The 26,921-nt window shown below is 60.6% G+C and carries 23 protein-coding genes; 7 read left to right on the top strand and 16 right to left on the bottom strand.

Features of this window, described 5'->3' with window-relative positions:
• Nucleotides 1–131: 131 nt before the first annotated feature.
• The 12 genes from BLU76_RS17715 to BLU76_RS17660 all read right to left on the bottom strand — a co-directional run bounded on the left by BLU76_RS17715 (nucleotide 132) and on the right by BLU76_RS17660 (nucleotide 16,693).
• Nucleotides 132–1,583: a mannose-1-phosphate guanylyltransferase/mannose-6-phosphate isomerase gene (locus BLU76_RS17715; protein WP_092146842.1), complete on the bottom strand. Its 1,452-nt coding sequence runs from the start codon at nucleotides 1,581–1,583 to the stop codon at nucleotides 132–134.
• A 143-nt stretch (nucleotides 1,584–1,726) separates the two neighbouring features.
• Complete coding sequence (locus BLU76_RS17710; RefSeq protein ID WP_092146844.1) at nucleotides 1,727–2,392, bottom strand: alginate O-acetyltransferase AlgF; 666 nt, start codon at nucleotides 2,390–2,392, stop codon at nucleotides 1,727–1,729.
• A gap of 14 nt (nucleotides 2,393–2,406) precedes the next feature.
• Nucleotides 2,407–3,582 carry an alginate O-acetyltransferase gene (locus BLU76_RS17705; protein ID WP_092223674.1) on the bottom strand — a complete coding sequence of 392 codons (1,176 nt, stop codon included), beginning with the start codon at nucleotides 3,580–3,582 and terminating at the stop codon, nucleotides 2,407–2,409.
• A gap of 11 nt (nucleotides 3,583–3,593) precedes the next feature.
• Complete coding sequence (locus tag BLU76_RS17700; protein WP_063324503.1) at nucleotides 3,594–5,159, bottom strand: MBOAT family O-acyltransferase; 1,566 nt, start codon at nucleotides 5,157–5,159, stop codon at nucleotides 3,594–3,596.
• A 210-nt stretch (nucleotides 5,160–5,369) separates the two neighbouring features.
• Entirely contained in the window at nucleotides 5,370–6,506 is a 1,137-nt protein-coding gene (locus BLU76_RS17695) for a mannuronate-specific alginate lyase (protein ID WP_092146848.1), read from the bottom strand.
• An 11-nt stretch (nucleotides 6,507–6,517) separates the two neighbouring features.
• Nucleotides 6,518–7,966, bottom strand: a complete 1,449-nt coding sequence (locus tag BLU76_RS17690; RefSeq protein WP_092146850.1) for an alginate O-acetyltransferase — start codon at nucleotides 7,964–7,966, stop codon at nucleotides 6,518–6,520.
• Nucleotides 7,967–7,977: 11 nt separating this feature from the next.
• Nucleotides 7,978–9,567, bottom strand: a complete 1,590-nt coding sequence (gene algG / locus BLU76_RS17685) for a mannuronan 5-epimerase AlgG (RefSeq protein ID WP_092146964.1) — start codon at nucleotides 9,565–9,567, stop codon at nucleotides 7,978–7,980.
• Between the two features lie 26 nt (nucleotides 9,568–9,593).
• Nucleotides 9,594–11,084: an alginate export family protein gene (locus tag BLU76_RS17680; protein WP_063325227.1), complete on the bottom strand. Its 1,491-nt coding sequence runs from the start codon at nucleotides 11,082–11,084 to the stop codon at nucleotides 9,594–9,596.
• A 5-nt stretch (nucleotides 11,085–11,089) separates the two neighbouring features.
• The gene (algK, locus tag BLU76_RS17675; protein WP_092223823.1) at nucleotides 11,090–12,574 is read right to left on the bottom strand and encodes an alginate biosynthesis TPR repeat lipoprotein AlgK; all 1,485 of its coding nucleotides are present in this window, start codon (nucleotides 12,572–12,574) and stop codon (nucleotides 11,090–11,092) included.
• Nucleotides 12,575–12,589: 15 nt separating this feature from the next.
• Nucleotides 12,590–13,759, bottom strand: coding sequence for an alginate biosynthesis protein Alg44 (locus BLU76_RS17670; RefSeq protein WP_063324507.1), 1,170 nt, complete (start codon nucleotides 13,757–13,759; stop codon nucleotides 12,590–12,592).
• Nucleotides 13,760–13,794: 35 nt separating this feature from the next.
• Nucleotides 13,795–15,276 carry a mannuronan synthase gene (gene alg8, locus BLU76_RS17665; protein ID WP_371856190.1) on the bottom strand — a complete coding sequence of 494 codons (1,482 nt, stop codon included), beginning with the start codon at nucleotides 15,274–15,276 and terminating at the stop codon, nucleotides 13,795–13,797.
• A gap of 100 nt (nucleotides 15,277–15,376) precedes the next feature.
• Nucleotides 15,377–16,693 carry a nucleotide sugar dehydrogenase gene (locus tag BLU76_RS17660; protein ID WP_063324509.1) on the bottom strand — a complete coding sequence of 439 codons (1,317 nt, stop codon included), beginning with the start codon at nucleotides 16,691–16,693 and terminating at the stop codon, nucleotides 15,377–15,379.
• Nucleotides 16,694–17,254: 561 nt separating this feature from the next.
• Between BLU76_RS17660 and BLU76_RS31705 the strand changes: the two genes are divergently transcribed.
• Nucleotides 17,255–17,419: a hypothetical protein gene (locus BLU76_RS31705; RefSeq protein ID WP_170846000.1), complete on the top strand. Its 165-nt coding sequence runs from the start codon at nucleotides 17,255–17,257 to the stop codon at nucleotides 17,417–17,419.
• Nucleotides 17,420–17,503: 84 nt separating this feature from the next.
• On the opposite strand, the gene yaaA is transcribed toward BLU76_RS31705, so the two are convergent.
• Nucleotides 17,504–18,283, bottom strand: coding sequence for a peroxide stress protein YaaA (yaaA, locus tag BLU76_RS17655; protein WP_092223672.1), 780 nt, complete (start codon nucleotides 18,281–18,283; stop codon nucleotides 17,504–17,506).
• A gap of 310 nt (nucleotides 18,284–18,593) precedes the next feature.
• Between yaaA and BLU76_RS17645 the strand changes: the two genes are divergently transcribed.
• From BLU76_RS17645 to BLU76_RS17620, 6 genes are all read left to right on the top strand, one after another.
• A complete protein-coding gene (locus BLU76_RS17645) occupies nucleotides 18,594–19,724 on the top strand; it encodes a polysaccharide deacetylase family protein (protein WP_092223668.1) in 1,131 nt (376 codons plus the stop codon).
• Nucleotides 19,725–20,060: 336 nt separating this feature from the next.
• The gene (locus BLU76_RS17640) at nucleotides 20,061–21,455 is read left to right on the top strand and encodes a PhoH family protein (RefSeq protein ID WP_063324511.1); all 1,395 of its coding nucleotides are present in this window, start codon (nucleotides 20,061–20,063) and stop codon (nucleotides 21,453–21,455) included.
• Nucleotides 21,456–21,623: 168 nt separating this feature from the next.
• A complete protein-coding gene (gene moaC / locus BLU76_RS17635; RefSeq protein ID WP_092223666.1) occupies nucleotides 21,624–22,097 on the top strand; it encodes a cyclic pyranopterin monophosphate synthase MoaC in 474 nt (157 codons plus the stop codon).
• Nucleotides 22,094–22,336, top strand: a complete 243-nt coding sequence (moaD, locus tag BLU76_RS17630) for a molybdopterin converting factor subunit 1 (protein WP_053189805.1) — start codon at nucleotides 22,094–22,096, stop codon at nucleotides 22,334–22,336. Before moaC ends, moaD begins: the two co-directional genes overlap by 4 nt.
• Before the next feature lie 3 nt (nucleotides 22,337–22,339).
• Nucleotides 22,340–22,792, top strand: coding sequence for a molybdopterin synthase catalytic subunit MoaE (gene moaE / locus BLU76_RS17625; protein ID WP_063324513.1), 453 nt, complete (start codon nucleotides 22,340–22,342; stop codon nucleotides 22,790–22,792).
• Between the two features lie 254 nt (nucleotides 22,793–23,046).
• Complete coding sequence (locus BLU76_RS17620) at nucleotides 23,047–23,823, top strand: ABC transporter substrate-binding protein (RefSeq protein ID WP_092223664.1); 777 nt, start codon at nucleotides 23,047–23,049, stop codon at nucleotides 23,821–23,823.
• Between the two features lie 106 nt (nucleotides 23,824–23,929).
• Here the strand turns inward: BLU76_RS17620 and BLU76_RS17615 are convergent, their stop codons facing one another.
• The 3 genes from BLU76_RS17615 to BLU76_RS17605 all read right to left on the bottom strand — a co-directional run bounded on the left by BLU76_RS17615 (nucleotide 23,930) and on the right by BLU76_RS17605 (nucleotide 26,784).
• Nucleotides 23,930–24,556 (bottom strand): helix-turn-helix transcriptional regulator, encoded by a 627-nt coding sequence (locus BLU76_RS17615; RefSeq protein ID WP_003205307.1) that lies wholly within the window; start codon nucleotides 24,554–24,556, stop codon nucleotides 23,930–23,932.
• 89 nt (nucleotides 24,557–24,645) lie between these two features.
• On the bottom strand, nucleotides 24,646–25,773 hold the full coding sequence (locus BLU76_RS17610; RefSeq protein WP_092146862.1) for an NAD(P)/FAD-dependent oxidoreductase: 1,128 nt from the start codon (nucleotides 25,771–25,773) through the stop codon (nucleotides 24,646–24,648).
• Between the two features lie 60 nt (nucleotides 25,774–25,833).
• Nucleotides 25,834–26,784 carry an ornithine cyclodeaminase family protein gene (locus BLU76_RS17605; RefSeq protein ID WP_092223662.1) on the bottom strand — a complete coding sequence of 317 codons (951 nt, stop codon included), beginning with the start codon at nucleotides 26,782–26,784 and terminating at the stop codon, nucleotides 25,834–25,836.
• Between the last annotated feature and the right edge of the window lie 137 nt (nucleotides 26,785–26,921).

The following is a 26,921-nucleotide window of genomic DNA, read 5'->3' as shown; positions in this document are numbered from 1 at the left end:
GGGGCGGGCAATGTTGAAGCAATGATGCCTGCCCATCACCGACTGCAAAAAAAGCCCCCACCCAACTCACTGCGGATAGGGACGCAGTGGGCTGGATGGGGGCTTCTTGTACAGTTGATCGTTGTAGCTGGTTACTGTGCGATGGTCTTCACCGAGACGCCACGTTCGATCGGGGTGGAGCGACCGTAGATGTCTTCGAAACGCTCGATGTCGTCTTCGCCCAGGTAGCTGCCGGACTGCACTTCGATGATTTCCAGTGGGATCTTGCCCGGGTTGCGCAGGCGGTGGACCGACGCGATCGGGATGTAGGTCGACTGGTTTTCGCAGAGCAGGAACACGTTCTCGTCGCAGGTCACTTCGGCGGTGCCGCTGACCACGATCCAGTGTTCGGCACGGTGGTGGTGCATCTGCAGGGACAGGCACGCGCCCGGCTTGACCGAGATGTGCTTGACCTGGAAGCGACCGCCCATGTCCACCGAGTCATAGGAACCCCACGGACGATAGACCTCGCAGTGGTTCTGGGTCTCGGTGCGGCCCTGGGCGTTGAGGGTGTTGACCATCTGCTTGACGCCTTGGACCTTGTCCTTGTGGGCAATCATCATGGCGTCCTTGGTTTCGACCACCACGATGTTTTCCAGGCCGATCACCGACACCAGCTTGCCGTTGCCGTGGATCATGCAGTTGCGGCTGTCCTGGATCACCACGTCGCCCTTGGTGACGTTGCCGTTGGTGTCCTTTTCGTTGACTTCCCACAGCGACGCCCAGCAACCGACATCACTCCAGCCGGCGGCCAGGGGAACCACGCAGGCGCGCTGGGTTTTTTCCATCACGGCGTAGTCGATGGAGTTGTCCGGGCAGCAGGCGAAGGTGGCTTCGTCGAAGGTAATGGTGTCGGCCGTCTGCTCACTGCGCTCCAGGGTCAGCAGGCAGGTGTCGTAGATGTCCGGATCGTGTTTTTTCAGCTCTTCGAGGAAGCGGCTGGCGCGGAACAGGAACATGCCGCTGTTCCAGAAATAACCGCCGGCCTCAAGGAACTCGGTGGCGCGCTTGGCGTCGGGTTTTTCGACGAAGTGCGAAACCCGGCTCACACCTTCAGGCAGCAGCGCATCGTTGGTCGACTTGATGTAGCCATAGCCGGTTTCCGGCTTGGTTGGCGGAACGCCGAACAGCACCATCTCGCCACGCTCGGCAGCCACGGTAGCGAGGGCCAGGGCGCGTTGCAGGGCCTTCTGGTCTTCGATCACGTGGTCGGCCGGCAGCACCAGCATCAGCTCGTCGCGACCTTCGTTGACCAGCATCATCGCGGTCAGCGCCACGGCCGGTGCGGTGTTACGCCCGAACGGTTCCATCAGGATGCGCTGGGCTTCAAGCTTACGGTTGCTCAACTGTTCGTTGACGATGAAGCGGTGGTCTTTGTTGCAGACCACGATCGGCGTGTCCATGCCTTCGAACACCAGGCGCTCGAGGGTCTGCTGGAACAGGGTGTGTTCACCGGTCAGGGCCAGGAACTGTTTAGGGAATTGCTTGCGCGAAAGCGGCCAAAGACGTGAGCCACTACCACCTGACAAGATCACCGGAATCATGTTTGTTACTCCTTGAAGCGAAATGGTTGTTAGAGCTACTGCGTTCTGTCGTTTCACTCTCTTGTTGTTGTTCCTGCGGCAGTGGCGAGCCTCAAGCTGCAAGTAAAAGCTTGCCGCTTGAAGCTAGAAGCTCGCCGCTGCTCTTATCGTGTCGACACCGGGCGTTTCACCCACACTGGCGACAGGCTGCTGCCTGAGCCTGTGACGTACAGCACGGCCGCTTCGCCGCGCTCCAGGGCCACGGGCTTGAGGTCGCCGACTTTCTTGTCGCCTTCGAACAGTGCCAGGGTCACTTTCACCGGGTTGATTTCACGCTCGCCACGGCCTTTGGCCGCGACGTTCGGCACCACTTCGGTCTTGCCATCGGCGGTCTTGAGGGTCAGGGCCTTGTCGGTGAGGTTCTGCACGCGGACCAGGGACTTCTGCTTGTTCTTGAACGGCGGTTCTTCGATCAACTGAGGCTGGCCGGTGGCGTTGTTGACCAGGGTGTAGTAGTGATCGGGGGCCAGTTTGACCGGGACGGTCTGGCTGCCGACCTTGGCGTTGTAGTCACCGCCCGGCATGAAGCTGAAGTCGCTGCTGGCCAGTGGGGCCACTTCGTTGAGGTTGGTGCTGCCGACGGTGGCGCTGACTTCGGCGTTGCTGGCGTTGTAGATACGTACGAAGCTCGAGCCTTTTGGCGCGACCGGACCGTACAGGGCCGAGTCACCGGCAAAGGCGGACAGTGAGAGGGCGCTCATGCTGGCGACGAGGGCAACAGCCTTGAAGGAGCGAGCAGCGAGACGGCGAGGAGTAGTGTTGAAAGTCATGGTGGACCTCTCTTTCAGTTTTGCGCCCGGTCGGGCGTCTCGGATGGGGTGTTGGCGGCTACGTTCTGTTGGCGCGCGCCGGCTTGCTTGAGCTCTGCGACCCACTGTGGGTCGGCGTCGCCGATTTCGTTGTTCACGGGCAGATAACGTTCAGGGAACTCCCAGATCAGCACCTGTGGCGGGCTGTTCTTGAAGGCATCACTCTTGAGGTAGCTGAGCATCGGCAGGATCGGGCCATGGCCGTCCTCGGCGTAGTTGATGACGTCGCTGTGCAGGGCTTGCTTGAGTGCACCGACGAAGTTCCAGTTGGGGTTGGCGCTGTAGCTCGTGCCGATCAGGGCCACGGGCACCTGGGCGTCGGCGAACAGCGCGTCGTCGCCGGCTGGCTGGTCGTCGGCTTCGCGGGTGTTGCGCTTGACCAGCGGCTCCTGGGCGGGCATCAGGTTTTCGAACAGCGGGTCCAGGGGCAGGAACTGGCGCAGGTCACCCTTGTGGGTGATTTTTTCCGCAGGCTCAGTGACGAAGCGCTGTGGTTCGCCATTGAGCGGCGCCTTTTCCGCGATGGCCTTGGCCAGGTTCTCGGCAGCGACCTGGGCACCTTCCGGGGTCCAGTGGGTGTCGGTGCGCAGGAACACTTGCTGGCCGCCTTGCTTGGCCTGTTGCAGCGGGCCGAGCAGGTCAGGCGCGAGGATCTTGTCGGCCGCCACGCGAGCATGGAAATCCTGGTAGAGATTGGCGTGAATGCTCGATGGCTTCACGTCACCCAGGTGCTCGGGGTACAGCCGCGCCTTGGCCGGCAGGATCGCCATGACCAGGGTGATGCCTTGTTCCTTGAGCTTCTGGCGCACGCCTTCGACCAGCGCGTAGTTGCCTTGCAGGTTCAGCTCTTCGTTGACGATCGGGTTGAACTCTTCGTCGCTGTACAGCCACTGGTCACGGCCCAGGACCACGCCCTTGCGGCCTTCGTTGAACAGCTTGTAGTCCAGCGCCGCCCAGATGTTGGTGCCCAGGCGCTTGATCGGGAACTCGTCGTCGTAGTGCGTTTCCACGGCCTTGGCCCAGCGCCCGTTGAGCACGGTGGCGTCGGGGTTGGTGCTGAAGCCGAAGAAGCTGCGCATCGACCACAGGCCCAGCGCTGTCAGGATCAGCATGAACAGTGCGATGTAAAAGATGCGTAATGAGCGGGTCATGTTCAGATCCCTCAGAACTGGAAGTAAAGGAACGGCGAGAAGCTTTGCGCCGAGAGTTTGAGAATCGAAGCGATGAACAGCAGCAGCACCAGGGCGCGCATCACGTAGCGCGACCAGTCCACGGTCCAGTAGGCCGGTTGCACCTGGGCTTCGACACCCACGGTGTAGCCCGGCTCATGGATCGTCGATGGGTTGTCACCCGGTACGGCCTTGATCATCCCCGGTTGTGCGGTGGCCGGGCCGTTGGCCTCGGTATTGACCTCAGGCTTGGTCTTGACCGGCGGACGGTTGGTGTAGAAGTCCCGCAGGCCGAAGAAGGCGAGGGTGATGTAGGCCACCACCAGCGTGGCGATCTGCAGGCCGGTGAGGTTGGCGCGGGTCAGTTCCGACAGCGACCAGTCGCCGAAGCTGAACATGGCAGCGTACATGCGACCGGCCACGTGCAGGTTCTCGGCCCGGAAGATCACCCAGCCCATCACCACCAGCAGGAAGGTCAGCGCCCAGCGGATCGGGTTGATGCTGCGTGGCGTGGTGTTGATGCCCACCGCTTTCTCGATGGCCAGCCACATGCCGTGCCAGGCACCCCAGATCACGTAGGTGATGTTCGCGCCGTGCCACAGACCACCGAGCAGCATGGTCAGGAACAGGTTGCGATAGGTCATCAGCGTGCCTTTGCGGTTACCGCCCAGGGTGATGTAGAGGTAGTCGCGCAGCCAGGTGGACAGGCTGATGTGCCAGCGGCGCCAGAACTCGGTGATCGACTGGCTGATGTAGGGCTGCTTGAAGTTTTCCATGAAACGGAAACCCATCATCAGGCCCAGGCCGATGGCCATGTCGCTGTAGCCGGAGAAGTCGAAGTACAGCTGCGCGGTGTAGGCCAGGGCGCCGAGCCAGGCATCGCCCGTGGTCGGGTTCTGCAAGGCGAAGCAATGGTCGGCCACCACCGCCAGGGTGTCGGCGATGAACACTTTCTTGATGAAGCCCTGCATGAAGCGGGTGCAGCCTTCGGAGAACTTGTCCAGCGTGTGGGTACGGTTGTTGAACTGGTCGGCCAGGTCGCGGAAACGCAACACAGGGCCGGCGATCAGGTGCGGGAAAATCGCCACGAACGCTGCGAAGTCGATCAGGTTGCGGGTCGCCGGCGTGTCACCGCGATAGACGTCGATGATGTAGCTGATGGACTCGAAGATGTAGAACGAGATCCCGATCGGCAACAGCACATGGGTCAGGATGAACGGGTTGAGGCCAAAGCTGGTGATGATTGCGTTGAGGCTGTCCACGCCGAAGTTGGCGTACTTGAAGTAGCCCAGGATGGCCAAATCCACGCCCACGCCGAGCAACAGCCAGCGTTGGGCCGGTTTGGTCCGCACACCGGCGGCACCGACTTTCAGGCCGATCCAGTAGTTCCACAAGGTGACGCCGGCGAACAGCGCCAGGAAGTCCACCCGCCACCAGGCATAGAACACGTAGCTGGCGATCAGCAGCAGCAGGTTGCGATAGCGTTGCCCGCTCAAGTAGTACAAGCCGAGAAAGATCGGCAAGAACAGAAACAGGAACACATTGGATGAAAATACCATCCCGATCTCTCCATGTTGAATCAACAGTCAAGGGCCAGAGCCCCCCCAAACCCCCCCATGAAAACCGGGTGGTTGATTACATTTCCGACACTTACCTGTGGCGAGGGAGCTTGCTCCCGCTCGGCTGCGAAGCAGTCGCATCGTCAGGCTTGGGGGCGCTACGCACCCCAGCGGGAGCAAGCTCCCTCGCCACAGGAAATGTGTTGTGAATCAGCTTCCTTTTTCACCTTTCTCCCGCGAAGGGTCGTACACCCGGGTCAAGTCACCGCCGAGGCGGAAGGTCTTGAACGGTTGCATCTCATGCTTGCGTTCCAGCACATCCTCGCTGCAGGTGTAGAGGCTGCAGAACGGTTCGAGCCAGGCGAATTTCGAATCGACCTTCAGGTCCTTCATGTCCTGTTTGTCGCCGTTCTTCTCTTCGAAGATGTCCGGGTCTTCCACCCCGGCCAGCACCCGGTCACCCAGTCGCTTGAGGGCGCCGTTGTTTTCCTGGCGCAGGTCCACACCGTTGACCTGGGCGAAACTGGCGATCATCGCCAACGGCGGCAGGGCATAGTTGTGGTAGGACAGGGCGCGTTGCTTGCGCTTGAGTTCGTTGGGCAGGAAACCGTCGGCGTCGATCTGGTTGACGCCGACCTTGTATTCCTTGACGGCCCAATCGAACAGGTCGCGGCGGTTGATTGCCACGGAGGTGGCCATCACCGACCAGGCGGCCCAGTAGGAGTGGTTGTTGGTCTTGTCCAGCGGCAGGTTGTCCCAGTCGCTGACGACCTGGTCGGCCATCCGGCTGAACCAGCTTTCGATCAGTTGCGCCTGCTCCTGGTGATTGGCCAGTGGGCGGGACTCGGAGAACTTCAGGCGCACATAGGCCGAAGCCATGCTGCCCAGCGCCCATTTGCGCATGGACTTGCCAGTGTGGTTGAAGTCCTTGGACATCAGCGCATCGGCCTGGGCCCACGCGGTCAGCCAGTTGAGGGTGCATTCCAATTGTTCGGGACGGCCGTCACGCATGAATTGCATCACTTGTTTGCTGACGCCACGCTCGATCTTGGTGATGTCGGCGGTGCTGTCGCGGAAGGCTTTTTCCGACTGCACGTTCAGGGTCGCACGGGCCTTGTCGGAGCCCTCGTACTTGCTGCGAAATTGCAGGGAGCCAGTGTAGGGCGTCGGCGTGGCGTCGCAGCCTTGGGCCGCTTCGCCGGCCTTGACCTTTTCGATCGGTGCGAAGTAACCCTGTGGCGGGCGCAGCGGGGCCGCGGCCTGCGTGGCCCCGGCGAACATTGCCAGGGTCAGCAGGGAGGGCGCCAGCAGCGTTTTCAACGTTCGGGTGCGCGTGGTACTGGTCATGAGACGAGACCTCATTGTCCGATTTGAGCCGTTTGTTCGGCTTGCGGAGATGCGTTGCGTTTACAGATTTTCGCTTCGATCTGCTGCGGCTCTTTACCGGCTTCAGGTCCCTGGACTTCGACAGCCAGAAGGTTTTGCGAAGCCCAGTCCTCGTCGGTGCGCAGCTGGAAGGCGAAACGTCCGTCGGTTTCGGAGGTATCCGGTTTTTCGATCTTGATATCCTCGTGGCGCCCATTCATGTACCAGAGGGTGGCTTGCAAGGTTTTCACCGAGGTGTCGGCGAAGCGGATGTCGACCTGGTGGCTGCCGTTACGCAGATCCATGTTCTTGCTATTGACCATCAATTCGTTCTTGCCCGGCTTGAGCGCGGTCTTGCTGCTCATCAATGCCGGCTTGCCTTCGCAACCGTTGTTGTCCAGCAGCGCCATCATCTGGCGATAGATGGTTTCCTGGTCCAGGCGATACAGCGGCGAGAATTCCCAGATGAGGATTTTCGGCGGGTTCTTCTGGAACTCTTCGCTGCCCAGGTACTGGATCATCGCGCCCTCGAAACCGCCGCCGGGGAAGGCTACGTTGAGGATGTCGGCGCCGATGGCTTCTTCAAGGAAGCCGGCGAAGTTGTAGTTCTTGCCGCTGTGACTGGTGCCCACCAGGGTGATCTGCGGGTTCCCGGAATCGCCGAACAGATCGCCGTCACCCGCCTCGCCCTTGGGCTCGGTGGTGAATTGGTCCATGTACTGGATCGCATAGCTGGTGCCGCACAGCTGCCCGGCCATGTTGTGCAGGGTGCCGGTCTTGCCCATGCGGCCGGACTTCTTGGTCTCGAACTCACGCTTGGGGATGTCGGCGAAGGCCGGGAGCTGCTTGACCTTCTCGGCGACGATCTTGGCGGTGCGCTGGGCGCCGTAAGGTGTCCAGTGTTGGTCGCCACGGAAATAGAAATCGTGGGCCGGCAGGGTTTCGGGCAGGTTTTCGTTGGTCAGCGGCGACAGGTCCGGCACCACGTAACCCATCTGGGCGAAACGCCCGAGCATGGATTTGTAGTTGGTCAGGGCTTTCTCATAGTCGAAAGCGGCCTTTTCCTGTGGGTTGAGCTTGTTGCGGTTCACCAGGCCCCGGGTCGGCTGGTAGACGAGCACCAACTCGACGCCTTTTGCCTTGAACGCATCGTGCAACTGCTGCAGGCGCTTGTAGCCGGCCGGGGTGGTGTTGAATTCGGTACGCAGGTCTTCCTGGGTCCGGAACAGCCAGTCACCCTGGGCTTGTACCAGCGTGGTGAAGTTCTGCTGGTAGCGCGTGGTGTAGTTCTTCGCATCATGGGCCGCCGGGCACAGGTTGCAGCAGGGCTCGGCAGTGAAGCTCGGGGCCTTGATTTCATCGGCGCGGGCGCCGCTTGCAGCGGCGAGAATGCCGGCAGTCAGGGCAGACAGGCCCAGGAGTTTGATCATCTGTGGGTTCATAAAGGTCATCCTCAGTCCCGCATTTCGGTCTGGCGTTCGACAGGGTCGATCAGCACGGCTTTCTGCTGGCGCACCAGCAGGTCGAGAATTTCATCCTGGCGCTCGCCAAGGATTCCCGTGAAGCTGATGCCGCTGGATTTGGTCGGCGCGAGCATGGACACGCGGTACAGCTCGACGCTCAACGGCGAGTCGATGGACAGCGGACCGCTGCCGTTGGCAGCCAGTTCGCCGCCGACCACGATCAGCGAGACCTCGGCGTCGAACGGGTCGAGCTTGATGTCCCGGTCGGTGTCGGACAGGTCCTTGATGTGACCGTAGAGACCGGTCAGGCCGTTGGCCATGGATACGTTTTCGTAGAGGCGAATGTTCACGCTGTTACGAACCCGGATGCCGTGGCGGCGGTTGCTGATCACTTTGTTGCCCCACAGCAGGTTGTCACCACTCTCGTAAAGCGTGATGCCGTCTGTGTGGTTCTTGTAGATCTCGTTGTAGGCGATCAGGTTGTTGACGCTGTTACGGTCGATCACCAGGCCCGAGAGTTTGTTGTCGTAGCTGCGATTGTTGAAAATGAAGCTGTCGTTGACCTCACGGGAAATAATGATCCCGTGCTTCTTCTTGGTCCCGTAGACGGTGTTGTCGGCGATGATCAGCCGATGGGAACGGTCGTGGGGGTCGATGCCGTAGACGATGTTGTCTTTGTAGGTATTGCCCTTGATGACAAAGTCGCGGGTCTCGTAGCAGTAGAAGCCGTACCACATGTCCGAGAACTCGGAACCGATGATCCAGCCGGTCGGTTCCGGGCGCTTGAGGACCTTGGCCATGTTCGGCGTGTACTGGGAAATACTCACCCCGTACGACTTACTGTTGGCGTAGCCGAAGCTGGCCATCTTGGTGTTGACGATGTAGGTCTCGGTACCGCCCCACGACAGCAGGAACGGACGGAATTCCTTGGGCGAGCGAAACGTGGCGGGGCCATTGTCCTTTTCGCGCCAGCCGGTGACCTTGGTGTCGCGGATGAACATCTGGCCATCGTTGACCAGGAATGAGCCGCCCTCTTGGGACAGGCGCAGTTCCTGGGTCTGTTTGTCGATTTCCAGGATGCCTTTCTGGCCAACCACGATCGGAATCTTCGCCAGGTAGACACCTGGCGAAGTTTCGATGAGGTACTTGGGCTGTTTCTTGGCCAGGTCCTTGAGGTTCATGTAGCCATCGTCGAGGAAGATGGCCTGTGGGATACCGTGCTGACGCACGACCCACTCGGCCATCTTGTTGTCGCCGCCGATGAAGTCCTTCAAGGCGTTTTCCTGCATCATCCGGCGCACGCTGACCTTGCCGGGCTTGGTGCGCACGATCTTGGCCGCGACCGCTTCGGCGGTATAGCCTTTGAGGTCGGGCAAGGTCGGCTTGGCCAGTTCCAGCGGTGCGGTCGGCGCGCTGCTGACGGTATAGGTCTTGGCTCGTTGCAGTTCCTTGGCCACGTTGCCCGGCTTGACCACCGGTTCAACGTTGGCGAACGCCGGCGAGCCGGCCAGCAGCATCGCTGCGACCAACAGGCTGATCGAACCTTTCATCGCCTGGCTGTTCCTGAGGTAGCGGTTCATTTCGGGCACTCCCATGGCCATTCGCATCAGAAGCGCCAGATCACGTCGACAAAGGCGCGATGCATGTACGAATCGACCTCTTTGCCGTAGGCGTCGCCTGGCTTGAACACGCCGCCACGAAAGCGCACCAGCGCCGACGGCTCATCAATTGACTGACTCAGCGCGGCCGGCAGCAGGCCTTGCTTGAAGTACTTGGTGACGACCAGATCGACTTCCTGGCCCAGGTCCTTGTCGCCATCACGCAGCGGCAGGGTCGAGGTGGACAGGATTGCGCCGGTCACGTCGTCGGTGTTGTTTTCCACGGCATTGATACCGTTGCTGCCCACTGGCTTGTTGCCGTCCACGCGCCAGAACTTGTGATACACAAGGCTGGCGTCGTATTCGTCACGCAGTTGCCAGGAACCGAACAGGCTGGCGCTCTGGGTGTTGGCCATTTCGCCACGGAATGCTTCGCCGAAACGGTGGACGCGCGAACGGGTGCCGGTGAAGTTCGAACGGTTGCTTTGCAGGCCGTTCTGTTCGTAGTCCTCGCTGGCGCGAGCATAGGCCGCACCGACTTGCCATTGCGGGTCAAGGCGCAGGCGGATACCCAGGTCAGTGGCCCAGCCGTCCACATCATCGCTGTGCTTGGCTTCTGTCGGGCGGGTGCCGTCGGCATTGAGCGGGTTGACGGTGTCGCGGTCACCGGTCATGCCCGTGAGGCTCGCCCAGTAGTTGACGGTGTTGGTGTTGCGCCAGTTGTAGGCGTCGCTGTTGGCTTCCAGGCCGAGCCAGGTCAAGTCACCATTCTCGGTCTTGTCCAGGGTATCGGTGGGCTCGCCCGGGGTAGGGTAGTCGAGGCTGCCGTTGTCATGGGAGTGGTGGGCACGGATACCGGCCCATTGGCCTGGCATCCACTGGTAACCCACGTCGCCGTAGACGTGCATGCGGTCCTTGTCCTTGGGGGACAATTCCTTGAGGTCGGTGCGGTATTCGCTGAACCGTTCGGCCACGCCGAGGTTGGCCCGTAGCAAGGTGGTGTCGAAGGTCCAGTTCAGGGCTTCGATGTTGGTGTCGCGCCATTGGCCGTCGTCGTTGCGCAGGCGCTGGCGACCGAACTTCAACTGCTCGCCCGGGTAGGGGGTCAGGCCACGGTAGCCAATCCAGAACTCGCGCATGGCCAGGTAGCTTTTCTTGGCTTCGCGGTCACCGCTGTCGGTTTGCTGGGTGCTGCCATCGGACTGTTGCAGGGTGTCGGTCTCGATGATGTCGCTGGACGTCACGGCCTGGGCCATGGCGTAGGCGCTCCAGGCGCCGCTTTCACTTTCACCGTAGACCCATGGACGCAGGTCCAGGCCGACACCGTTGACGTCGCCACCGCTCTGGGTGCCGAGATCACGGTCATCTTCGGACTGCCCGGTGATCTTCACTTCCAGGCCGAAATTCTTGCTATCGGTCAGTGCCGCCAGGGTCGGACAGGACCACAGCAGGGCAAACGACAGGCCAATACCAGCCTGCACAAAAGGGTTGAGCTTCAAAAGCTTCATAGAGGTTCCTCGCCGTCATCTTCTTTTAGGGCTTGCAGTTCCAGCGTATCGGGGCTCATTGCGCCGCGAATGGCCTGCTCTTGTTGTAGCAGGCGTTGGGCTTGTGCAAGTTGTTCCGGCGGTAATTGTGCTTCGAGGGTTTGGGCAAGCTCGATGGCTTGCGGGGTGTTCTGCGCCTTGGCCAACTGGCTGAACACATACGCGTTGACCGGGTTGGGCTTGGTGCCCTTGCCCTGGGAGAACAGCTGGGCAATGGCGAAGTCGGCGCTGTTCTGGCCGTTGCGGGCGGCCTTGAGCAGGTGGTCCAGGGCTTTTTGCGAGTACACCTGGCCCAGGTAACCGCGGCGATAGATCTGGCCGAGGTAGTAGTCGGCGGCCACTTCGCGGCCAACGGCGTTCTGGAAATGCGCCTCGGCGACCTTGGCATCGGCCGGGACCCACTTGCCTTCGTAGTACAGCTTGCCCAGCAACAGCTCGGCACGAGGCTGGTCGGCGGCGCGGCCGTTTTCCAGGTATTGCATCATCTTGTCGACGTCACCCAGTTCCGGGAAGTCGTAGAGCAGTTGCGCCAGGCTGACCCAGGCAGCGGGGTAGCCAGGGGCGATGCCTTCGAGCAACGACTGGGCGGTCTTTTCATCGGTCTTGCCCAGGCTGGCGTCGGCCAGGACACGGGCGACGCTGTCCACGCGCTGGGCGGATACGACGCCACGGGCGTGACCGTCCTGCATCTGCTTGAGCAATGCGGCCTGCTGTTCCGGCTGGCCGCGTTTCTGATAGACCGTGGCGAGTTCGACGTAGCAGATGTCCGTGGTCGCCAGCGCGGCCTTGCAGACCTTCTCGACTTCATCCAGGTGCTGGTCGTAGGTGCCCTGGGTGCGGTAGAGCAGAATCTGCGCCAGGCCCGCTTCCGGGTAGCCGGCGCTGCGCCATTGGCTGATCTGCTGCTGGGCGTTGACGTTCGGGAAGCTGTGGGGATATTGCAGGTACAGCATCGCCAGCGGGATCAGGGTGTTGCCTTCCCCGTTGGCGAAAGCTTTCTTCAACAGGCCTTCGGCTTCGTGTTTTTCCGCTTCAGTGGAACCGGGCTTGGCCACCAGCAGGCGACCCAGGCGAGCCTGGGCCCGTGGCGAGATATCGGCGGCGGCGCGGTAAGTCGCCTCGGCTTTTCTCATCTGCTCGGGGTCGCGGCTGTCCACCTGGATATCGGCCAGGCCGACCTGGGCTTCGCTGTAGCCCAGGTCTGCCAGTTGCTGATAGTTCTGCTGCGCCAGCGCCGTGTCGCCGCGCTTGAGGGCTTCGTTGGCCAGGCGCTGGTCGGGCAGGCCGGCACAACCGGCCAGGCTGACGGCCAGTGCCAGGGCACACAGTGTTCCCATGTGGGAACGAGTTTGCGGCATAGCATCCTGACCGCGTTGATCCTTTCGCGAGCAAGCTCGCTCCCACAGAGTCTGTGGGGTGTTCAGGATTTTTATAATGGTCACGGGCATATCCTCGACTTAAATACCGACGGCCATGGCTTTGTCGATCAGCCAGTTCAGGTTCGGACCACGGTCGCTGGTGACTTCTACCGGCCGGCCGGCCAGCGAGCTGTCCAGGGGTTCGTCAGGTTGGATCAGCACACGGATATCGGAGGACAGGTCGGCACTTTTCAGGCTGGTGCTGCTGACGATCTTGCCGGTACGGGTGGTGTCTTCGCCGGCGACCTGGAAGTTGACTGGCGTACCTGGGCGCACGTCGCCGAACTGGCGATAGGAGAAACGGGCTTCGACGTTGGCTTCGGTGCCCCGTGGGACCAGTTGGAAGATCACGTCACCCTTGCTGGCGTACTGGCCGTTGGCGACCAGTTGCTGGGACACGATGCAGTCGCACGGCGACGTCAGGGTGCCAGTCATTTGCTTGCCGAACAGCTCCTCGACCTTGGCCGGCTGCAATTGGTTGTCGTCCAGGTGACCTTTGAGCACGTCGAGCATGCTGGTGCTGAAGGTCGCCAGCGGGGCGCCTTTGGCAGCCACGCCGTCGGCCTTGACCAGGCTCTGCACGGTGCCGTCGCGCGGCATGGTAATGGCCATGCCCGGCACGTTCACCAGGCCGGCCTGGGCGTGGCTGACAAAGTACATGCCGTACACCGACTTGAAGATGAAACCGAACGCCGCCAGGCCAACGGCGAAGACCCCCAGGCTGAAGGTCACGGCGCGTAGGCGCCCCATGGCACTCATGCCGCCGTTTTCGTCTTTCTGTTTGCGGGCCTTGGTGAAGTTGTCGCGCTGCAGGGTCGCCAGCACGTCACCGACACCGACGATGTCGCCGGCCAGGTGCGAGGTGATGATGTGACGCAGTGTCGAGATGTCCCGCGGCTCCAGGTTCTGGAACTGGCAACCGGTGCGGCCGGTCTGGCGGTCGTAGGAACGGATCTGCAACTCCACGTCCATGGCCAGGCCAAGGTTGTCGATGACGAACTGCAGGCGACCTTTGTAGGACTCCCCGGTCTTGAGGGGCATCTGGCCGGCGTTGAAGCTCAGGCCGCCGGCGGACAAGTCCAGGACCTTGACTTCCATCGGCGTACGGTCAGGGCCGAAGAAGCGCAGCTTGGCCGGGATTTTGACCCGGGCGTGTTGGCGCTGGGCTTCGGATTCATGCACTACGTTGACATTCACGGCGGTGTTCATAGGGGCGATTTCCTAGTTAATTCATTCAAGTCCGGTCAGACCATCGTCAGCAGCACGGCGACAAAGATGCTGCCGGCGGAGAAGGTCATGGTCCGAGACGACCAAGTGTTGAACCAACGTTGAAAGCTGGCGAGATCACGGGTCAGTGAGGTGGGCTGGCGGGTCCAGGACTGCTGGTCGAGGCGGAAGAACACATAGATCTTCACCAGGGCACCGACGATCTGGTTGTAATAGAGAATCGCCGGGTAGGCAGGGCCGATCTTGTGTCCGGAGCACGACAGCAACAGGGTCAGCAGCAACCGGGTGATGCCGATCCACAGCAGGTACACCAGGATGAACGCGGTGCCGTACTTGAAGCTGGCGATCAGTGCCACGGTCAGGCCCAGCAGCGACGTCCACATCGACACACGCTGGTCGAGCAGCACCACCGAGGTGAACAGGCCCAGACGGCGCAGACCCAGGCCCAGTGCCCGGGAGTTCTGCCGCAGGTTGTTGCCGTACCAGCGGAACATCAATTTGCGGCTGGCCTTGATGAAGCTCTTCTCCGGCGGGTGTTCAACGGTGTTGATCGCCGCATCGGGCACATAGAACGTGTCGTAGCCCAGGCGCATCAGGCTGAACCAGCTCGACTTGTCATCGCCGGTCAGGAACTTGAAGCGACCCAGGCGCCAGTGTTGCAGCGAGTCGCTTTCCACGTCGGCGATGAAGTCCGGGTTGGTGACCACGGTGGCGCGGAACACCGACATGCGGCCGGTCATGGTCAGCACGCGCTTGGACAAGGCCATGGAACACATGTTGATGTGCCGCTGGGCGAAACGCAGCTTGTGCCATTCGCTCATGATGTAGCCGCCGCGCACTTCGCAGAACTCGTTGGTGGTCAGGCCGCCGACGTTGCCGAACAGCTGGAACCACGGCACGGTCTTGCGCACGACGCCTTCGGCGAGCACGGTGTCGCCATCGATCACCGCTACGACGGCGCGGTCATCCGGCAAGTGGCGGGAGATGGCGCGGAAACCGTAGGCCAGGCCGTCGCGCTTGCCGGTGCCAGGGATACGCACGAAGTCCAGCTTGACCCGCGCTGGCGGGTTCATGCGGGCCCAGAGGCTCTTGACCAGCAGTTCGTCGGACATTTCCACGATGGAGCAGACCACGGTGGTGGGCAGCCCGCATTCGATGGCCTCGCGAATCACCGAGCCGTACACCTGGGCGGTGGTCAGCGCATCGATCCGGAAGCTGGTGACCATCAGGTACACATGGGACGGATCCGCCGCCTTGCCCAGCTTGCGTACCTTGCGGCGCAGGTGCGGGTAGACGATGTACAGGAAGATCATGCCGCGCACGAAATGCGTTGCTCCCATGGAGTAACGCCAGATGCCCACGGCGCCGATCAGGAAGATGAAGTCCTTGGATTCGGAGTCGAACGTGGACGTGGGCAGCGCCATGGCGATGCCCATCAATAAACTCAAGTAAAACAGCCAACCGGCGGCCTGAAGCAGGCCGTGCTTTAGCCTGTGCATAATCTGCATCCGTCTCTATCTCGGGCGGGCCTTGTGGGCGGCCCGATGGGTTAAGGCAGGCGAAAGGCCGGCCGGAGCATGCCCCGGCCGGCAAACAGACTTACCAGCAGATGCCTTCGGTCCGGCCACTCGGGTTGGTGGCCTTGGACATGAAGCCGACCAGGTCGATGACCTGCTTGCCTTCCGGTACGTTCTCGGTCAGCGCGCGGAACTTCTCGTCGCGGTTGCCCAGGATGATGATGTCGGAGCTGTCGATCACCGAGTCGAAGTCGGAGTTGAGCAAGGACGAGACGTGAGGGATCTTCGACTCGATGTAATCCTTGTTCGCACCGTGGACGCGGGCGTATTCGACGTTGCTGTCGTAGATCTTCAGGTCGAAGCCCTTGCCGATCAGCATTTCCGCCAGTTCTACCAGTGGGCTTTCTCGCAGGTCGTCGGTACCGGCCTTGAAGCTCAGGCCCAGCAGGGCGACTTTGCGCTTGTCGTGGCTGGAAACGATGTCGAAGGCGTTCTGCACCTGGGATTCGTTGCTGCGCATCAGCGAGTTGAGCAGCGGCGCTTCCACGTCCAGGGAGCCGGCGCGGTAGGTCAGGGCGCGAACGTCCTTGGGCAGGCAGGAGCCGCCGAAGGCGAAGCCTGGGCGCATGTAGTACTGGGACAGGTTCAGGGTCTTGTCCTGGCAGACCACATCCATCACTTCACGGCCATCGACGCCGACGGCCTTGGCGATGTTGCCGATTTCGTTGGCGAAGGTCACCTTGGTGGCGTGCCACACGTTGCAGGTGTACTTGATCATCTCGGCGACGGCGATGTCCTTGCGGATGATCGGCGCATCGAGCTCTTCGTACAGCGACTGCAGAACGTCACCGGAGGCGGTGTCGAACTCACCGATAACGGTCATCGGCGGCTGGTCGTAGTCCTTGATCGCGGTGCTTTCACGCAGGAATTCAGGGTTGACCGCGACACCGAAATCGACACCGGCTTTCTTGCCGGAGCAGTCTTCCAGGATTGGGATCACAACGTTTGCCACTGTGCCCGGCAATACGGTGCTGCGAACTACGATAGTGTGGCGGGTGGTCTTGTCACGCAGGACAAAACCAATCTCGCGGCACACCGCTTCGATGTAGTTCAGTTCCAGGTCGCCGTTCTTTTTGCTCGGTGTACCGACGCAGATCATCGACAGGTCAGTATCGCGAATCGCTTCGGCGAAGTTGGTCGTGCCGCGCAGTCGACCAGTTTGAATGCCTTGCGCCAATAGCTCACCAAGACCAGGTTCAACGATCGGCGATTTACCGGCGTTGATCATGTCGATTTTGTCTTTGGCGACATCCACGCCAACTACATCATGGCCCCGTGCAGACAGGCAACCGGCACATACTGCACCGACGTAACCCAAACCAAATATGCTAATGCGCATCGCATTTCCCTCTGTTTTTCACGCCATTAAATGGCCGGAGTTAATAGTGTTCAGCGGTCATAGTGCACTCGGAAGTGTGGAATGCAGGCGCCACAATGCCGTGTGCAGGCATACTAAGTTCCGAGTGTCTAAATAAATGCACTCAAGTTGTGCGCAATGTGGCCTAGTTGTTATGACCTGCCCTGTTATGCAGCCAGTCCTCGTTATCGGGAACGCTCGTGCAAAGGTCCTTCACTTCCGATCCCTGGCAAAAAGCCCACAAAATCAAAAGTTTGTGTGCTCGGGTGAGCACGTTATAGGGGCGCAGCCTTGGCCTTGTAGGGGATAGTAATGGTGCTTTATCTCCCATCCTTTAAGGGTGGATCCAATTAGACGACCGTTTCGCTAAGTTGTCGTGACAACTTGGTTAATCCGTTCGACGTCCTTTGTAAGTTATCTCGTACACGCTCGCCGAGAATCGTTACGGATGGTATGAGCCATGCAATTTGACATAGTTCCGATCCGCTCATCGCGATTTTCGAAATTTTTCGAAATATTATCGAAGATGGCACTGGCCTCAATATGATGGCACTTGCCGTTTTGCCCTTTATTAATGGGGAGTTAGGAGGGGTAGATAGTTTTGTGCCACTACCGATGAAAAAAATCGGTGCCACTACGCAAAAAACTGACGAGTGTCGAGTGAAAGAAAAGTTAGCGCAGGAGTGGGGCGATTTATTGGCGCCATGAAACTGGCGAAGTGGGCGATGAACTAAGATGACAAATAGGCAGATGATCGAAGCCCCCGATCAGGGGGCGGTATAGGGTCATGCCTTATTCGGGGGCGTGATCGCGCAGGAAAACCAGTTTGTCCCGGCTCGATTGTTGGGCGTTGAAGCGGTAGCCCTGTACATCGAACTGGCTGAGTGCCGCAGGGTCGCTGATCCGTTCCTGAATCACGAAACGACTCATCAGGCCCCGGGCTTTCTTGGCGTAGAAGCTGATGATTTTGTACTGGCCATTTTTCAGGTCGCGGAATTCGGTATCGATGACGCGCGCTTTCAGTGCGCTGCGCTTGACCGCCGAGAAGTATTCATTGGAAGCCAGGTTCAGCAGAACGTCGTCGCCCTGGTCGGCGAGGGCTTCGTTCAGCCATTCACTGATGCGTGTGCCCCAGAAAGCATAAAGATCCTTGCCCCGGGCATTGGCCAGCTTCGTGCCCATTTCCAGGCGATAGGGTTGCATCAGGTCCAGTGGCCGCAGCAGGCCATAGAGGCCAGAGAGCATGCGCAGGTGTTGCTGGGCGTAGTCGAAGTCGGCGTCACCAAAGCTTGGCGCATCGAGGCCCGTATACACGTCGCCCTTGAAGGCCAGCAGCGCCTGCTTGGCATTGGCCGGAGTGAACGCCGGTGTCCAACTGCCGAATCGCGCGGCATTGAGGCCGCCGATCTTGTCGGAGACATGCATCAGCTCGCTGATCTGTGCCGGGGAGAGTTCGCGCAGTTGCTCGATCAGTTCCTGGGAATGATCCAGGTACTGTGGCTGGGTAAAACGCTCGGTGGCCGGCGGTGTTTCGTAATCGAGGGTCTTGGCGGGGGAAATCACCATCAGCATGAAATCGTCTCCTTGAGGGTGCGGCGATTCTAGGGGGTTGTCCGGGTGGACTCCAGCTATTGGGGTGATAGGTGATCGGTGGTGATGCTTTTGTGGCGAGGGAGCTTGCTCCTGCTCGGTTGCGCAGCGACCGCAAAATTTTGGGGGCCGCTTCGCAGCCCAGCGGGAGCAAGCTCCCTCGCCACAAAAAGCACTTCCACCACAAAATCCTCCAACCGCAGAAGCCGCTTTGCCATGAGGCGTTCGCCGGCGGGTATTGCATCAGGATCGGCTATGATGCCGCGCGGGTTTCGTTATGGAGACATCCCTTTTGCGTATCGCTCTTGTGTTATCGGCTTGGCTGTTGAGCCTGGGTGCCATTGCCGCGCCCGCGCCCAATGATGTCGCGACCCTGGACCGCAGCACCTGGCCGGAACAACTCACCAGCCCGACGCTGTTCGACGTGGCCTCGCGGGCCGAGATCCTGATGTTCGCCCGGGTCCTGCTGGACGTCGATGCCATGGACGAGATCGCACTCAAGCAGTACTTGGGGCTGCGCTCGGTCAACATGGTTGCGATCGATGCGCTTCGCGCCCGGCTGTGGCAGCGGTTGTTGGCCAGCTACAACTTTGCCCAACGCAGTTGCGATCAGGACGCTTCCTTCTGTTACTTGGTCGAGGACATGGCGACCCTGCGCGAAGAAGCGCGCAGGTATCATCTGGATGACGATTCCTACTACATCAAGTGGGCCGCGCCGAGTCAGATCTTTCATACCCAATACCGCGACGAACTGCTGCGTAAAGCCGCGCTTTTTCCGCAAACCAGCAGCGAAATCGAACGTTTCGGCGATTACGAACGCAACGGCGAAGACATGAACGACCGCCTGTTCCTGCTGACCTTCGACAGCGCCGCCAACGTGGTGCCGGACAACACTGCGTGGCTAACCGAATACCTGCGCAAGGCGAACGTCAATGGCACCTTCTTCGTGCTGGGCAAGGACATCCAGGCGCGGTTGCAAGAGGGCTCGGTCAACCATCTCCAGGCGTTGTATTCGAGACAATGCGTGGGCGTGCAGGGCTGGGAGTTCCGCTCCCACAGTTATTGGCAGGACTGGCAAGACTCGGTCCGGCGCAGTGTCGAGCTGGTCAAGGGCAAGCTGCCCGAAAATTATGTGCCGCTGTTTCGTCCACCCCAGGGCCAGCGTCGTGGCGATGCACAAGCGTTCTTTGAGCAGCAGGGCTTGCAAGTGGCGCTGTGGGACATCGATCCCCAGGACAGCAACAATCGACTCAAGCCAGAGCAAAGCGCCCAGCGTGTGCTGACCCTGATGCTGCTGTGGCGCCACGGGGTGATCACTTTCAATGCCAAGCAGGATGGGGTGAAAACGGCGATGCCCTGGTTGATGACGCAGACGGCGCAAAGCGGGATCGGTTGGGCGGATTGCCAGGAAGCGTTTCGCTGAAACCTGAAAAGGCCCGGAAACATTGGGGGAAGAGGAAAAACCGGCGCACATTCATGACAACCGGACTTCCGACTTTAACGGCGCAATGGCGGTACGCCAAGGGTTATTCGTCACTCTGAAAAATAAACTTCAAAAAAGCGTCAAAGTGCTTTTTCCTGTCATGGTTTTTGGAGTATCAAGAAGACAGACCGCCGAAACCTGCAACACAGGTGGCGTCTTCCAAGACCCAGATTGTGTGCAGTTCACCTGAATCGTCGCGGGTGAATTCGGTGGCTACCTCGAGGCGCAGCACTGTCACGGTATTGCGTCGAATGGCCCCCACATAGGTGACCGAGTATGGATGACCACGGACGTAGCCCTTCCTCCAACCAGCCAATCCTCTATGTACTCGATACCAACGTATTGATCCACGATCCAAACGCCCTGCTGAACTTCGAAGAACACCACGTTGCCATCCCGATGACCGTGCTTGAGGAGCTGGACAAACTCAAGAGCGGACACCACAGCGTTGCGGCCGAATGCCGGCAGGCGATCCGCCTGATCGACAAGACCCTGGGTGACGCCTCTCCGGAGGACGTTGAGCTCGGCGTGCCGATCCAGCGTGGTAAAAGTGGTCCCAAGGGCCTGCTTTCGATCCTGATGAGCAAGCGCACCGAACCCAACCTGGTGCTGCCAGAACACCTGAACGACAACATCATCATCAACCAGTTGATCGACCTGCACGCGCGCACCAAGGACCAGGCCGTGGTGCTGGTGACCAAAGACATCAACATGCGCCTCAAGGCCCGCGCCTGCGGGATTGCGGCGGAGGACTACAGCACCGACCAGTTGGTCGACGACGTCTCGCTGTTGCCCAATGGCTACCACACCATGACCGGCTCCTTCTGGGACCGTGTGAGCAAGGTCGAGACCCGCCAGGACCACGGCCGCACCTGGCACCAGGTGCAACTGATCGACAACCTGCCGGCCGTGCACATCAACGAGTTCATCATCGACGAACAAGGCTTCGTCGGCTGGATCAAGGAAATCCAGGTCGACAAGCTGCTGATCCTCGACCTGCACCAAGAGCCTTTGCTGCACCAGGAAGCCTGGGGCCTCAAGCCCCGAGACATCTACCAGAGCCTGGCGCTGTTCGCCTTGCTCGACCCGGATATCCACCTGGTCAACCTGTCCGGCGCCGCCGGTTCCGGCAAGACCATCCTGGCCCTGGCCGCTGCCATCGAGCAGACCATGGTCAGCAAACGCTACCGGCGCATCATCGCCACCCGCAGCGTGCAGGGCCTGGACCAGGAAATCGGCTTCCTGCCCGGTACCGAAGCGGAAAAAATGGAACCTTGGCTCGGCGCCATCACCGACAACCTCGAAGCCTTGCACATGGATGACGAAAGCACCCATGGCAGCGTCGACTACATCCTCAGCAAAGTGCCGTTGCAGTTCAAATCCCTCAACTACATTCGAGGCCGCAGCTTCCAGCAGAGCCTGATCCTGATCGACGAATGCCAGAACCTGACCCCGCACCAGATGAAAACCATCATCACCCGTGCCGGTGCCGGTTCCAAAGTGGTGTGCCTGGGTAACCTGGCGCAGATCGATACCCCTTATCTGTCCGCGACCAGCTCCGGGCTGACCTACCTGACGGAACGCTTCAAGGACTTCCCCAACGGGGTGCACATCACCCTGCAGGGCGTACCGCGCTCGATCCTGGCCGAATACGCCGAATCCCACCTGTAACCCCAGCCAAACCGGGCGGCCTTCTAGCCGCCCGGTTTTTATGCTGTACAAAAAAAACTGTGGTAGCGCTGACTTTCGACTCCAAGACCCAAGTGGGGTGCGACAATCGACCCTGCCGGTTTCTGACTTACGGGTTTACAATCGACACTCCCGATCAGGAGTAACCCTGTGCTGACTCATCTCGATTCCCAAGGTCGCGCCAACATGGTCGACGTGACCGACAAGGCCGTGACGTTCCGTGAAGCCACGGCCGAAGCCTTTGTGCGCATGTTGCCCGACACGCTGCAGATGATCGTCAGCGGCGGTCACCCCAAAGGCGATGTGTTCGCCGTCGCACGCATTGCCGGCATCCAGGCGGCCAAGAAAACCAGTGACCTGATTCCGCTCTGCCACCCGCTGTTGCTCTCCAGCGTCAAGGTCGAGCTCAATGCCGAAGGCGAGGACCAGGTACGCATCGTCGCCCGTTGCAAACTGTCGGGGCAGACCGGCGTGGAAATGGAGGCCCTCACCGCCGCCAGCGTCGCTGCACTGACCATCTACGACATGTGCAAGGCCGTCGACCGTGGCATGACCATCGAAGGCGTGCGGGTGCTGGAAAAACTCGGCGGCAAGAGCGGCCATTTCCAGGCGGATGCGTCATGAAAATCAACGTGAAGTTCTTTGCCCGTTACCGTGAAGCGCTGGGTGTGGACTCGGTAAAGGTGGAAGGCGATTTTGCCACGGTCGACGATGTGCGCGTGCTGCTTGCCCAGCGTGACGGGGCCGAGGTGCTGAAGGAACAAAACCTGATGTGCGCGCGCAATGAAGACCTGTGCCAGCTCGACGAACCGCTGGCGGACGGCGACGAAGTGGCGTTTTTCCCCACCGTGACCGGAGGCTGAACCATGGCGATTCGTGTGCAGGTCGCACCGTTCGACGCAGGGGGCGAAGTCAACGCGATGCACGCGGCCAATGTCGGCGTGGGGGCGGTGGTGAGTTTTGTCGGCTACGTGCGCGACTTCAATGACGGCCTCGATGTGTCCGGGATGTTCCTGGAGCATTATCCAGGCATGACCGAAAAAGCCCTGGGCAAGATCGCCAGCGAGGCCGAGCAGCGCTGGCCGTTGCTCAAGCTGGAGGTGCTGCACCGTATCGGCGCCCTGGAACCGGGCGAGCCGATCGTCTTCGTCGGGGCCGCCAGTGCCCATCGCCAGGCGGCATTCGACGCCTGCGCCTTTGTCATGGACTACCTCAAGACCCGAGCGCCGTTCTGGAAGAAGGAAAACACTGTCGACGGCCCGCGCTGGGTTGAAGGGCGGGACAGTGATCATGCGGCAGCGGATCGCTGGAAGCAGTAAACCCCCCGTCTTTTTTTCGCAAGCCACGAGCCCGCCATCGCGAGCAAGCTCGCTCCAACACTGGATCTTCGTTGTACACAGGTCCTTTGTGGGCGCGAGCTTGCTCGCGATGAGGCCGGCAGCCTCCCATCACTTTCCCCTGTTTCCCCAATTGACGCTTTGTACATAAAAGTCCAGTATGGATTTATAAGTACATAAAAGTCATCGCCCCACCTTTCTCTGCCAAACCAACAACAACCCGCGAGAGATCGATCATGAAGAAACTCCCCCTCATCACTGGCCTGGCCTTGAGCCTGTTGGCCTCCAGCAGCCTGTTCGCCGCTGAGAAAACCTTGCGCATCGGCATCGAGGCGGCGTACCCGCCTTTTGCTTCCAAGACCTCGGAAGGGAAGATCGTGGGGTTCGACTACGACATCGGCAATGCCCTGTGCGCGCAGATGCAGGTCAAGTGCGAGTGGATCGAAGGTGAGTTCGACGGGCTGATTCCGGCGCTCAAGGTGAAGAAGATCGACCTGGCGCTGTCGTCCATGACCATCACCGAAGAGCGCAAGAAGTCGGTGGATTTCACCCACAAGTACTACTTCACCTCGTCGCGCCTGGTCATGAAGGAAGGGGTGGTGGTCGATGACCAGTTCGTCAGCCTCAAGGGCAAGACCGTCGGTGTGCAGCGGGCCACCACCACTGACCGCTACGCCACTGAAGTCCTCGAGCCCAAGGGTGTGGTCGTCAAGCGCTATAGCAACAACGAAGAAATCTACATGGACCTGGCGTCCGGTCGCCTCGACGCGATTTTTGCCGACACCATCCCCCTGGAAGACTTCCTGTCGATGCCCCGTGGCAAGGGCTACGCCTTTGTCGGCCCCGAGCTCAAGGACCCGAAATACGTCGGCGAAGGTGCCGGTATCGCGGTGCGCAAGGGCAATACCCAACTGGTGGCGGATTTGAACAAGGCCATCGATGGGATTCGCGCCAATGGGGAGTATCAGAAGATCCAGGGCAAGTATTTCAAGTCGGATATCTACGGCGACTGATTGACCGCCATCGCGAGCAAGCTCGCTCCCACAGGGTACCTGGGTACAAAGATCCAGTGTGGGAGCGAGCTTGCTCGCGATGGCGGCAGTCCTGGCAACGCAGATTTCAGCCCTTCAACTCCTTCAAATGCTTGTACACCGTCGCCCGCCCCATATTCAGCACATTGGCCACGTAGTTGGACGCGCTCTTGCCCTTGAACGCGCCTTCGGCATGCAGCGCCAGCACCAGCTCGCGTTTGTGGTCGCGAGTCAGCAGGTTCAGGCTCAATTGACGCTCGCGCATCCAGGCATGCAGGAAGGTGTTGATCCGCTCCTGCCAGTCATCGCGAAACAGTGAGTCTGGCTGGGGGATCAACTTGCTTGGCGACAGGAACAGATCCAGCGCGGCCTTGGCGTTCTCGAACAGCGAAATATTCAGGTTGATGCACAGCACCGCCAGCGGATGTCCGTCGGCGTCACGCAGTACGCTGCTGAGGCTGCGAATCTTCTGTCCGTCCCAGTTCAGCTTCTCGTAGGGCCCGATATTACGTTCGCTAACGTCCTCACTGAGCATGTCTTCCAGGGACGAGTCATCGCCAATTTCACGCTTGGACAGGTTATTGGCGATGTAATCGACTTTTTGGGTGCGCAGGTCGTGCAGCACCACTTCTGCGTGGGGGTAGAACAGCGTGGCGATAGCGTCGGCGATGGTGCGGAAGTTTTCCAGCGCCGGATCGGGTGGCGAAGCAGTCATGACAGGGCTCCAGGCAGCGTCAGCGCCCCGTGAAACAGGGGCGCGGGGGAGTGTGCCGCAATCGCGGCGATGCGTCACCTCAAGGTGGTTCAGCCCAGTCGTTCGGGTGACAGCATGGCGATGCTCAGGCCGAAACGGGCCAGGGCCTCGGGCAGCGGTTCGCCACGCACCAGCGCCGCGCTGGCCTGGCCCATGGCCGGCGACGTCTGGATGCCGTAGCCACCCTGGGCCGCGACCCAGTACAGTCCGGGCACCTGTGGATCGAAGCCGGACAGCAGGTCCCCATCGTGTACGAAACTGCGCAAGCCGGCCCAGGTGCGGGTCGGGCGGCGGATGGTCAGGGTGGTGGCTTCTTCGATCTGGTAGATGCCCATGGCGATGTCCAGCTCTTCGGGCTGTACATCGTGAGGTTCCACCGGGTCGGCGTTGGCCGGCGAGCCGAGGAACATGCCGGCGTCGGGCTTCATATAGAAGGATTCGTCCAGGCTCACCAGCATCGGCCAGTCATGAATGTCCACGCCCTCGGGCCCGGCAAAAATGAATGCTGCACGCCGCTTGGGCTGCAACCCCAGCTTCCGGGCGCCGGACATCTGGGCAATGTGATCGGCCCATGCGCCGGCGGCATTGATCAGGACCGGGGCTGTGAACGTCTGGTTGGCGGTTTTCACTTGCCACAGCCCCTGATCATCGCGGCTCAATTGCTGCACTTCGCTGTCGGTGTGCACTTCACCGCCATTGCGACGAATACCGCGCAAGTAGCCCTGGTGCAGCGCATCGGTGTCGATGTCGCAGGCCGTGGGGTCGTAGATCGCTCCGTGGACCTTGTCCCGTCGCAGGATCGGCAGCCTTGCACAGGCCTCGTCGGCGCTGAGCAGTTGCATCTGCGGCACCGTGGCCTTGGCACTGAGGTACTGGTTGTTCAACTCGGCCGGGTCACCGGTGAAATCCACCGTCATTTCGCCCCGTGGGGTCAGCAAGGGGTGTTCGCAGAAACCGGCCGGCGGGGCGTCGAAAAAATCCCGGCTGGCCTGGGTCAGCGCTCGCACCTGAGGGGTGCCGTAGGCGGCGGTATACAGCGCCGCCGAGCGTCCGGTGGAGTGATAGGCCGGATGGGATTCGCGCTCGAGCACAATTACACGGCCGTGGGGGGCGAGCCAGTAACCGGTGGATGCACCGGCAATGCCGCCGCCGATGATGATGAAGTCTGCTGAGGTCATGAAGCTCTCCTGTGGAGCACATTGCCGGGCGTTCGCGGAACCTGTGGGAATCGAGTTGTGTCAGTGGTGGTGCAATCGGTAAAGGGCATTCGCCAGTGCAACATCCTCCAGCCCCAGGCCGATGGAGCGGAAGAACACGTGGCGTTGGTAGTCGGGACGCGCCACCTGTTCGCTGAGCAATTCAGGCAAATCGCCGATGATCCTCGACGCCTGCCAGCCATGCTGTTCACCGGCGATCAGCATTTCACCGGCCGAGCCTGGGGTGGTCTGACGATAGTCGCAGAACACGTCCATGTCGTTGAGCCTTTGAGGGGGGACTTCATGGGCCTGCGGAGCGTTGGTACTGATCGAGGTGATCAGCGCCGGTTTGCCCAGGGTCTGCGGGTCGAGTACCGCTTTGGCGGACGAGGTGCAGAGCATCACCACGTCGGCGTCGTGCAGCGCCGCTTCAAGGCTGTCGGCGATGTGCAGGCGAGGGTCCAGGTCGGTGACGGAGGCAAGTTCTTGTGCCGATTTGGTCTTCAGGCCTGGCGAATAGAGGCTGATCGCTTGCCAGTCCCGCAGGCCCTTGACGTATTGCACGTGTGCCCGCGCCACGGGGCCGCTGCCAATGACCACCAGGCGCCGGGCGTTGTGCGGGGCGAGGGCATCGACGGCAACAGCCGTGGTGGCAGCGGTGCGAGCGGTGGTCAGCTCGGCGGCATCGCACAGCAGCAGCGGCTGGCCGGTCTGCATCGACATCAACAAGGTCCAGGCAGTCACCAGCGGGCCTTGCTCGCGCACGATGTAGGGCGAGGTCTTGATCCCGTAGACCTGGTCTTCAGCCAGCACCCCCAGGTAGTTGATGAAGTCCCCGGCGCCCTGGGGAAACACCACCAGTTGCTGGGGTGGCTGCACCGCCTGTCCGGCGGCAAGATCGCGGAACAGCTCGCGCAGGATGTGCGGCACGTCGATTTGCCCGAGCAGTTCTCGTGCCTGGGCTTGGGTCATCACATAGGGCGTGCTGGGCATGGGGGCTCCGGATGCTCGGGTAAACTATTTTGTCCATTATGGACTTTTAGTTTATTTGGGCAATATCCCGAGGCAAAAAAAAGCGCAGCCTGTCTTGGCTGCGCTGATCGTTCCTACGCTCTGCGTCCGTCTCGATG

It is taken from the genome of Pseudomonas sp. NFACC08-1, assembly GCF_900106735.1.
Lineage (GTDB): Bacteria > Pseudomonadota > Gammaproteobacteria > Pseudomonadales > Pseudomonadaceae > Aquipseudomonas > Aquipseudomonas fluorescens_Q.
The sequence above is the reverse complement of the archived record's forward strand: the minus strand, read 5'-3'. Positions and strand labels throughout refer to the sequence as shown.

Excerpts from the sequence above, each read along its gene's own strand:
- BLU76_RS17660 (WP_063324509.1), bottom strand. The coding sequence starts at position 16,693 with ATGCGCATTAGCATATTTGGTTTGGGTTACGTCGGTGCAGTATGTGCC.
- BLU76_RS17670 (WP_063324507.1), bottom strand. The coding sequence starts at position 13,759 with ATGAACACCGCCGTGAATGTCAACGTAGTGCATGAATCCGAAGCCCAG.
- BLU76_RS17715 (WP_092146842.1), bottom strand. The coding sequence starts at position 1,583 with ATGATTCCGGTGATCTTGTCAGGTGGTAGTGGCTCACGTCTTTGGCCG.
- algG (WP_092146964.1), bottom strand. The coding sequence starts at position 9,567 with ATGAACCGCTACCTCAGGAACAGCCAGGCGATGAAAGGTTCGATCAGC.
- BLU76_RS17705 (WP_092223674.1), bottom strand. The coding sequence starts at position 3,582 with ATGACCCGCTCATTACGCATCTTTTACATCGCACTGTTCATGCTGATC.
- BLU76_RS17620 (WP_092223664.1), top strand. The coding sequence starts at position 23,047 with ATGAAGAAACTCCCCCTCATCACTGGCCTGGCCTTGAGCCTGTTGGCC.
- BLU76_RS17700 (WP_063324503.1), bottom strand. The coding sequence starts at position 5,159 with ATGGTATTTTCATCCAATGTGTTCCTGTTTCTGTTCTTGCCGATCTTT.
- BLU76_RS17605 (WP_092223662.1), bottom strand. The coding sequence starts at position 26,784 with ATGCCCAGCACGCCCTATGTGATGACCCAAGCCCAGGCACGAGAACTG.
- alg8 (WP_371856190.1), bottom strand. The coding sequence starts at position 15,276 with ATGCACAGGCTAAAGCACGGCCTGCTTCAGGCCGCCGGTTGGCTGTTT.
- BLU76_RS17710 (WP_092146844.1), bottom strand. The coding sequence starts at position 2,392 with ATGACTTTCAACACTACTCCTCGCCGTCTCGCTGCTCGCTCCTTCAAG.
- moaE (WP_063324513.1), top strand. The coding sequence starts at position 22,340 with ATGGCGATTCGTGTGCAGGTCGCACCGTTCGACGCAGGGGGCGAAGTC.
- moaD (WP_053189805.1), top strand. The coding sequence starts at position 22,094 with ATGAAAATCAACGTGAAGTTCTTTGCCCGTTACCGTGAAGCGCTGGGT.
- BLU76_RS17695 (WP_092146848.1), bottom strand. The coding sequence starts at position 6,506 with ATGACCAGTACCACGCGCACCCGAACGTTGAAAACGCTGCTGGCGCCC.
- yaaA (WP_092223672.1), bottom strand. The coding sequence starts at position 18,283 with ATGCTGATGGTGATTTCCCCCGCCAAGACCCTCGATTACGAAACACCG.
- BLU76_RS17690 (WP_092146850.1), bottom strand. The coding sequence starts at position 7,966 with ATGAACCCACAGATGATCAAACTCCTGGGCCTGTCTGCCCTGACTGCC.
- BLU76_RS17610 (WP_092146862.1), bottom strand. The coding sequence starts at position 25,773 with ATGACCTCAGCAGACTTCATCATCATCGGCGGCGGCATTGCCGGTGCA.
- BLU76_RS17640 (WP_063324511.1), top strand. The coding sequence starts at position 20,061 with ATGGATGACCACGGACGTAGCCCTTCCTCCAACCAGCCAATCCTCTAT.
- BLU76_RS17615 (WP_003205307.1), bottom strand. The coding sequence starts at position 24,556 with ATGACTGCTTCGCCACCCGATCCGGCGCTGGAAAACTTCCGCACCATC.
- BLU76_RS31705 (WP_170846000.1), top strand. The coding sequence starts at position 17,255 with ATGATGGCACTTGCCGTTTTGCCCTTTATTAATGGGGAGTTAGGAGGG.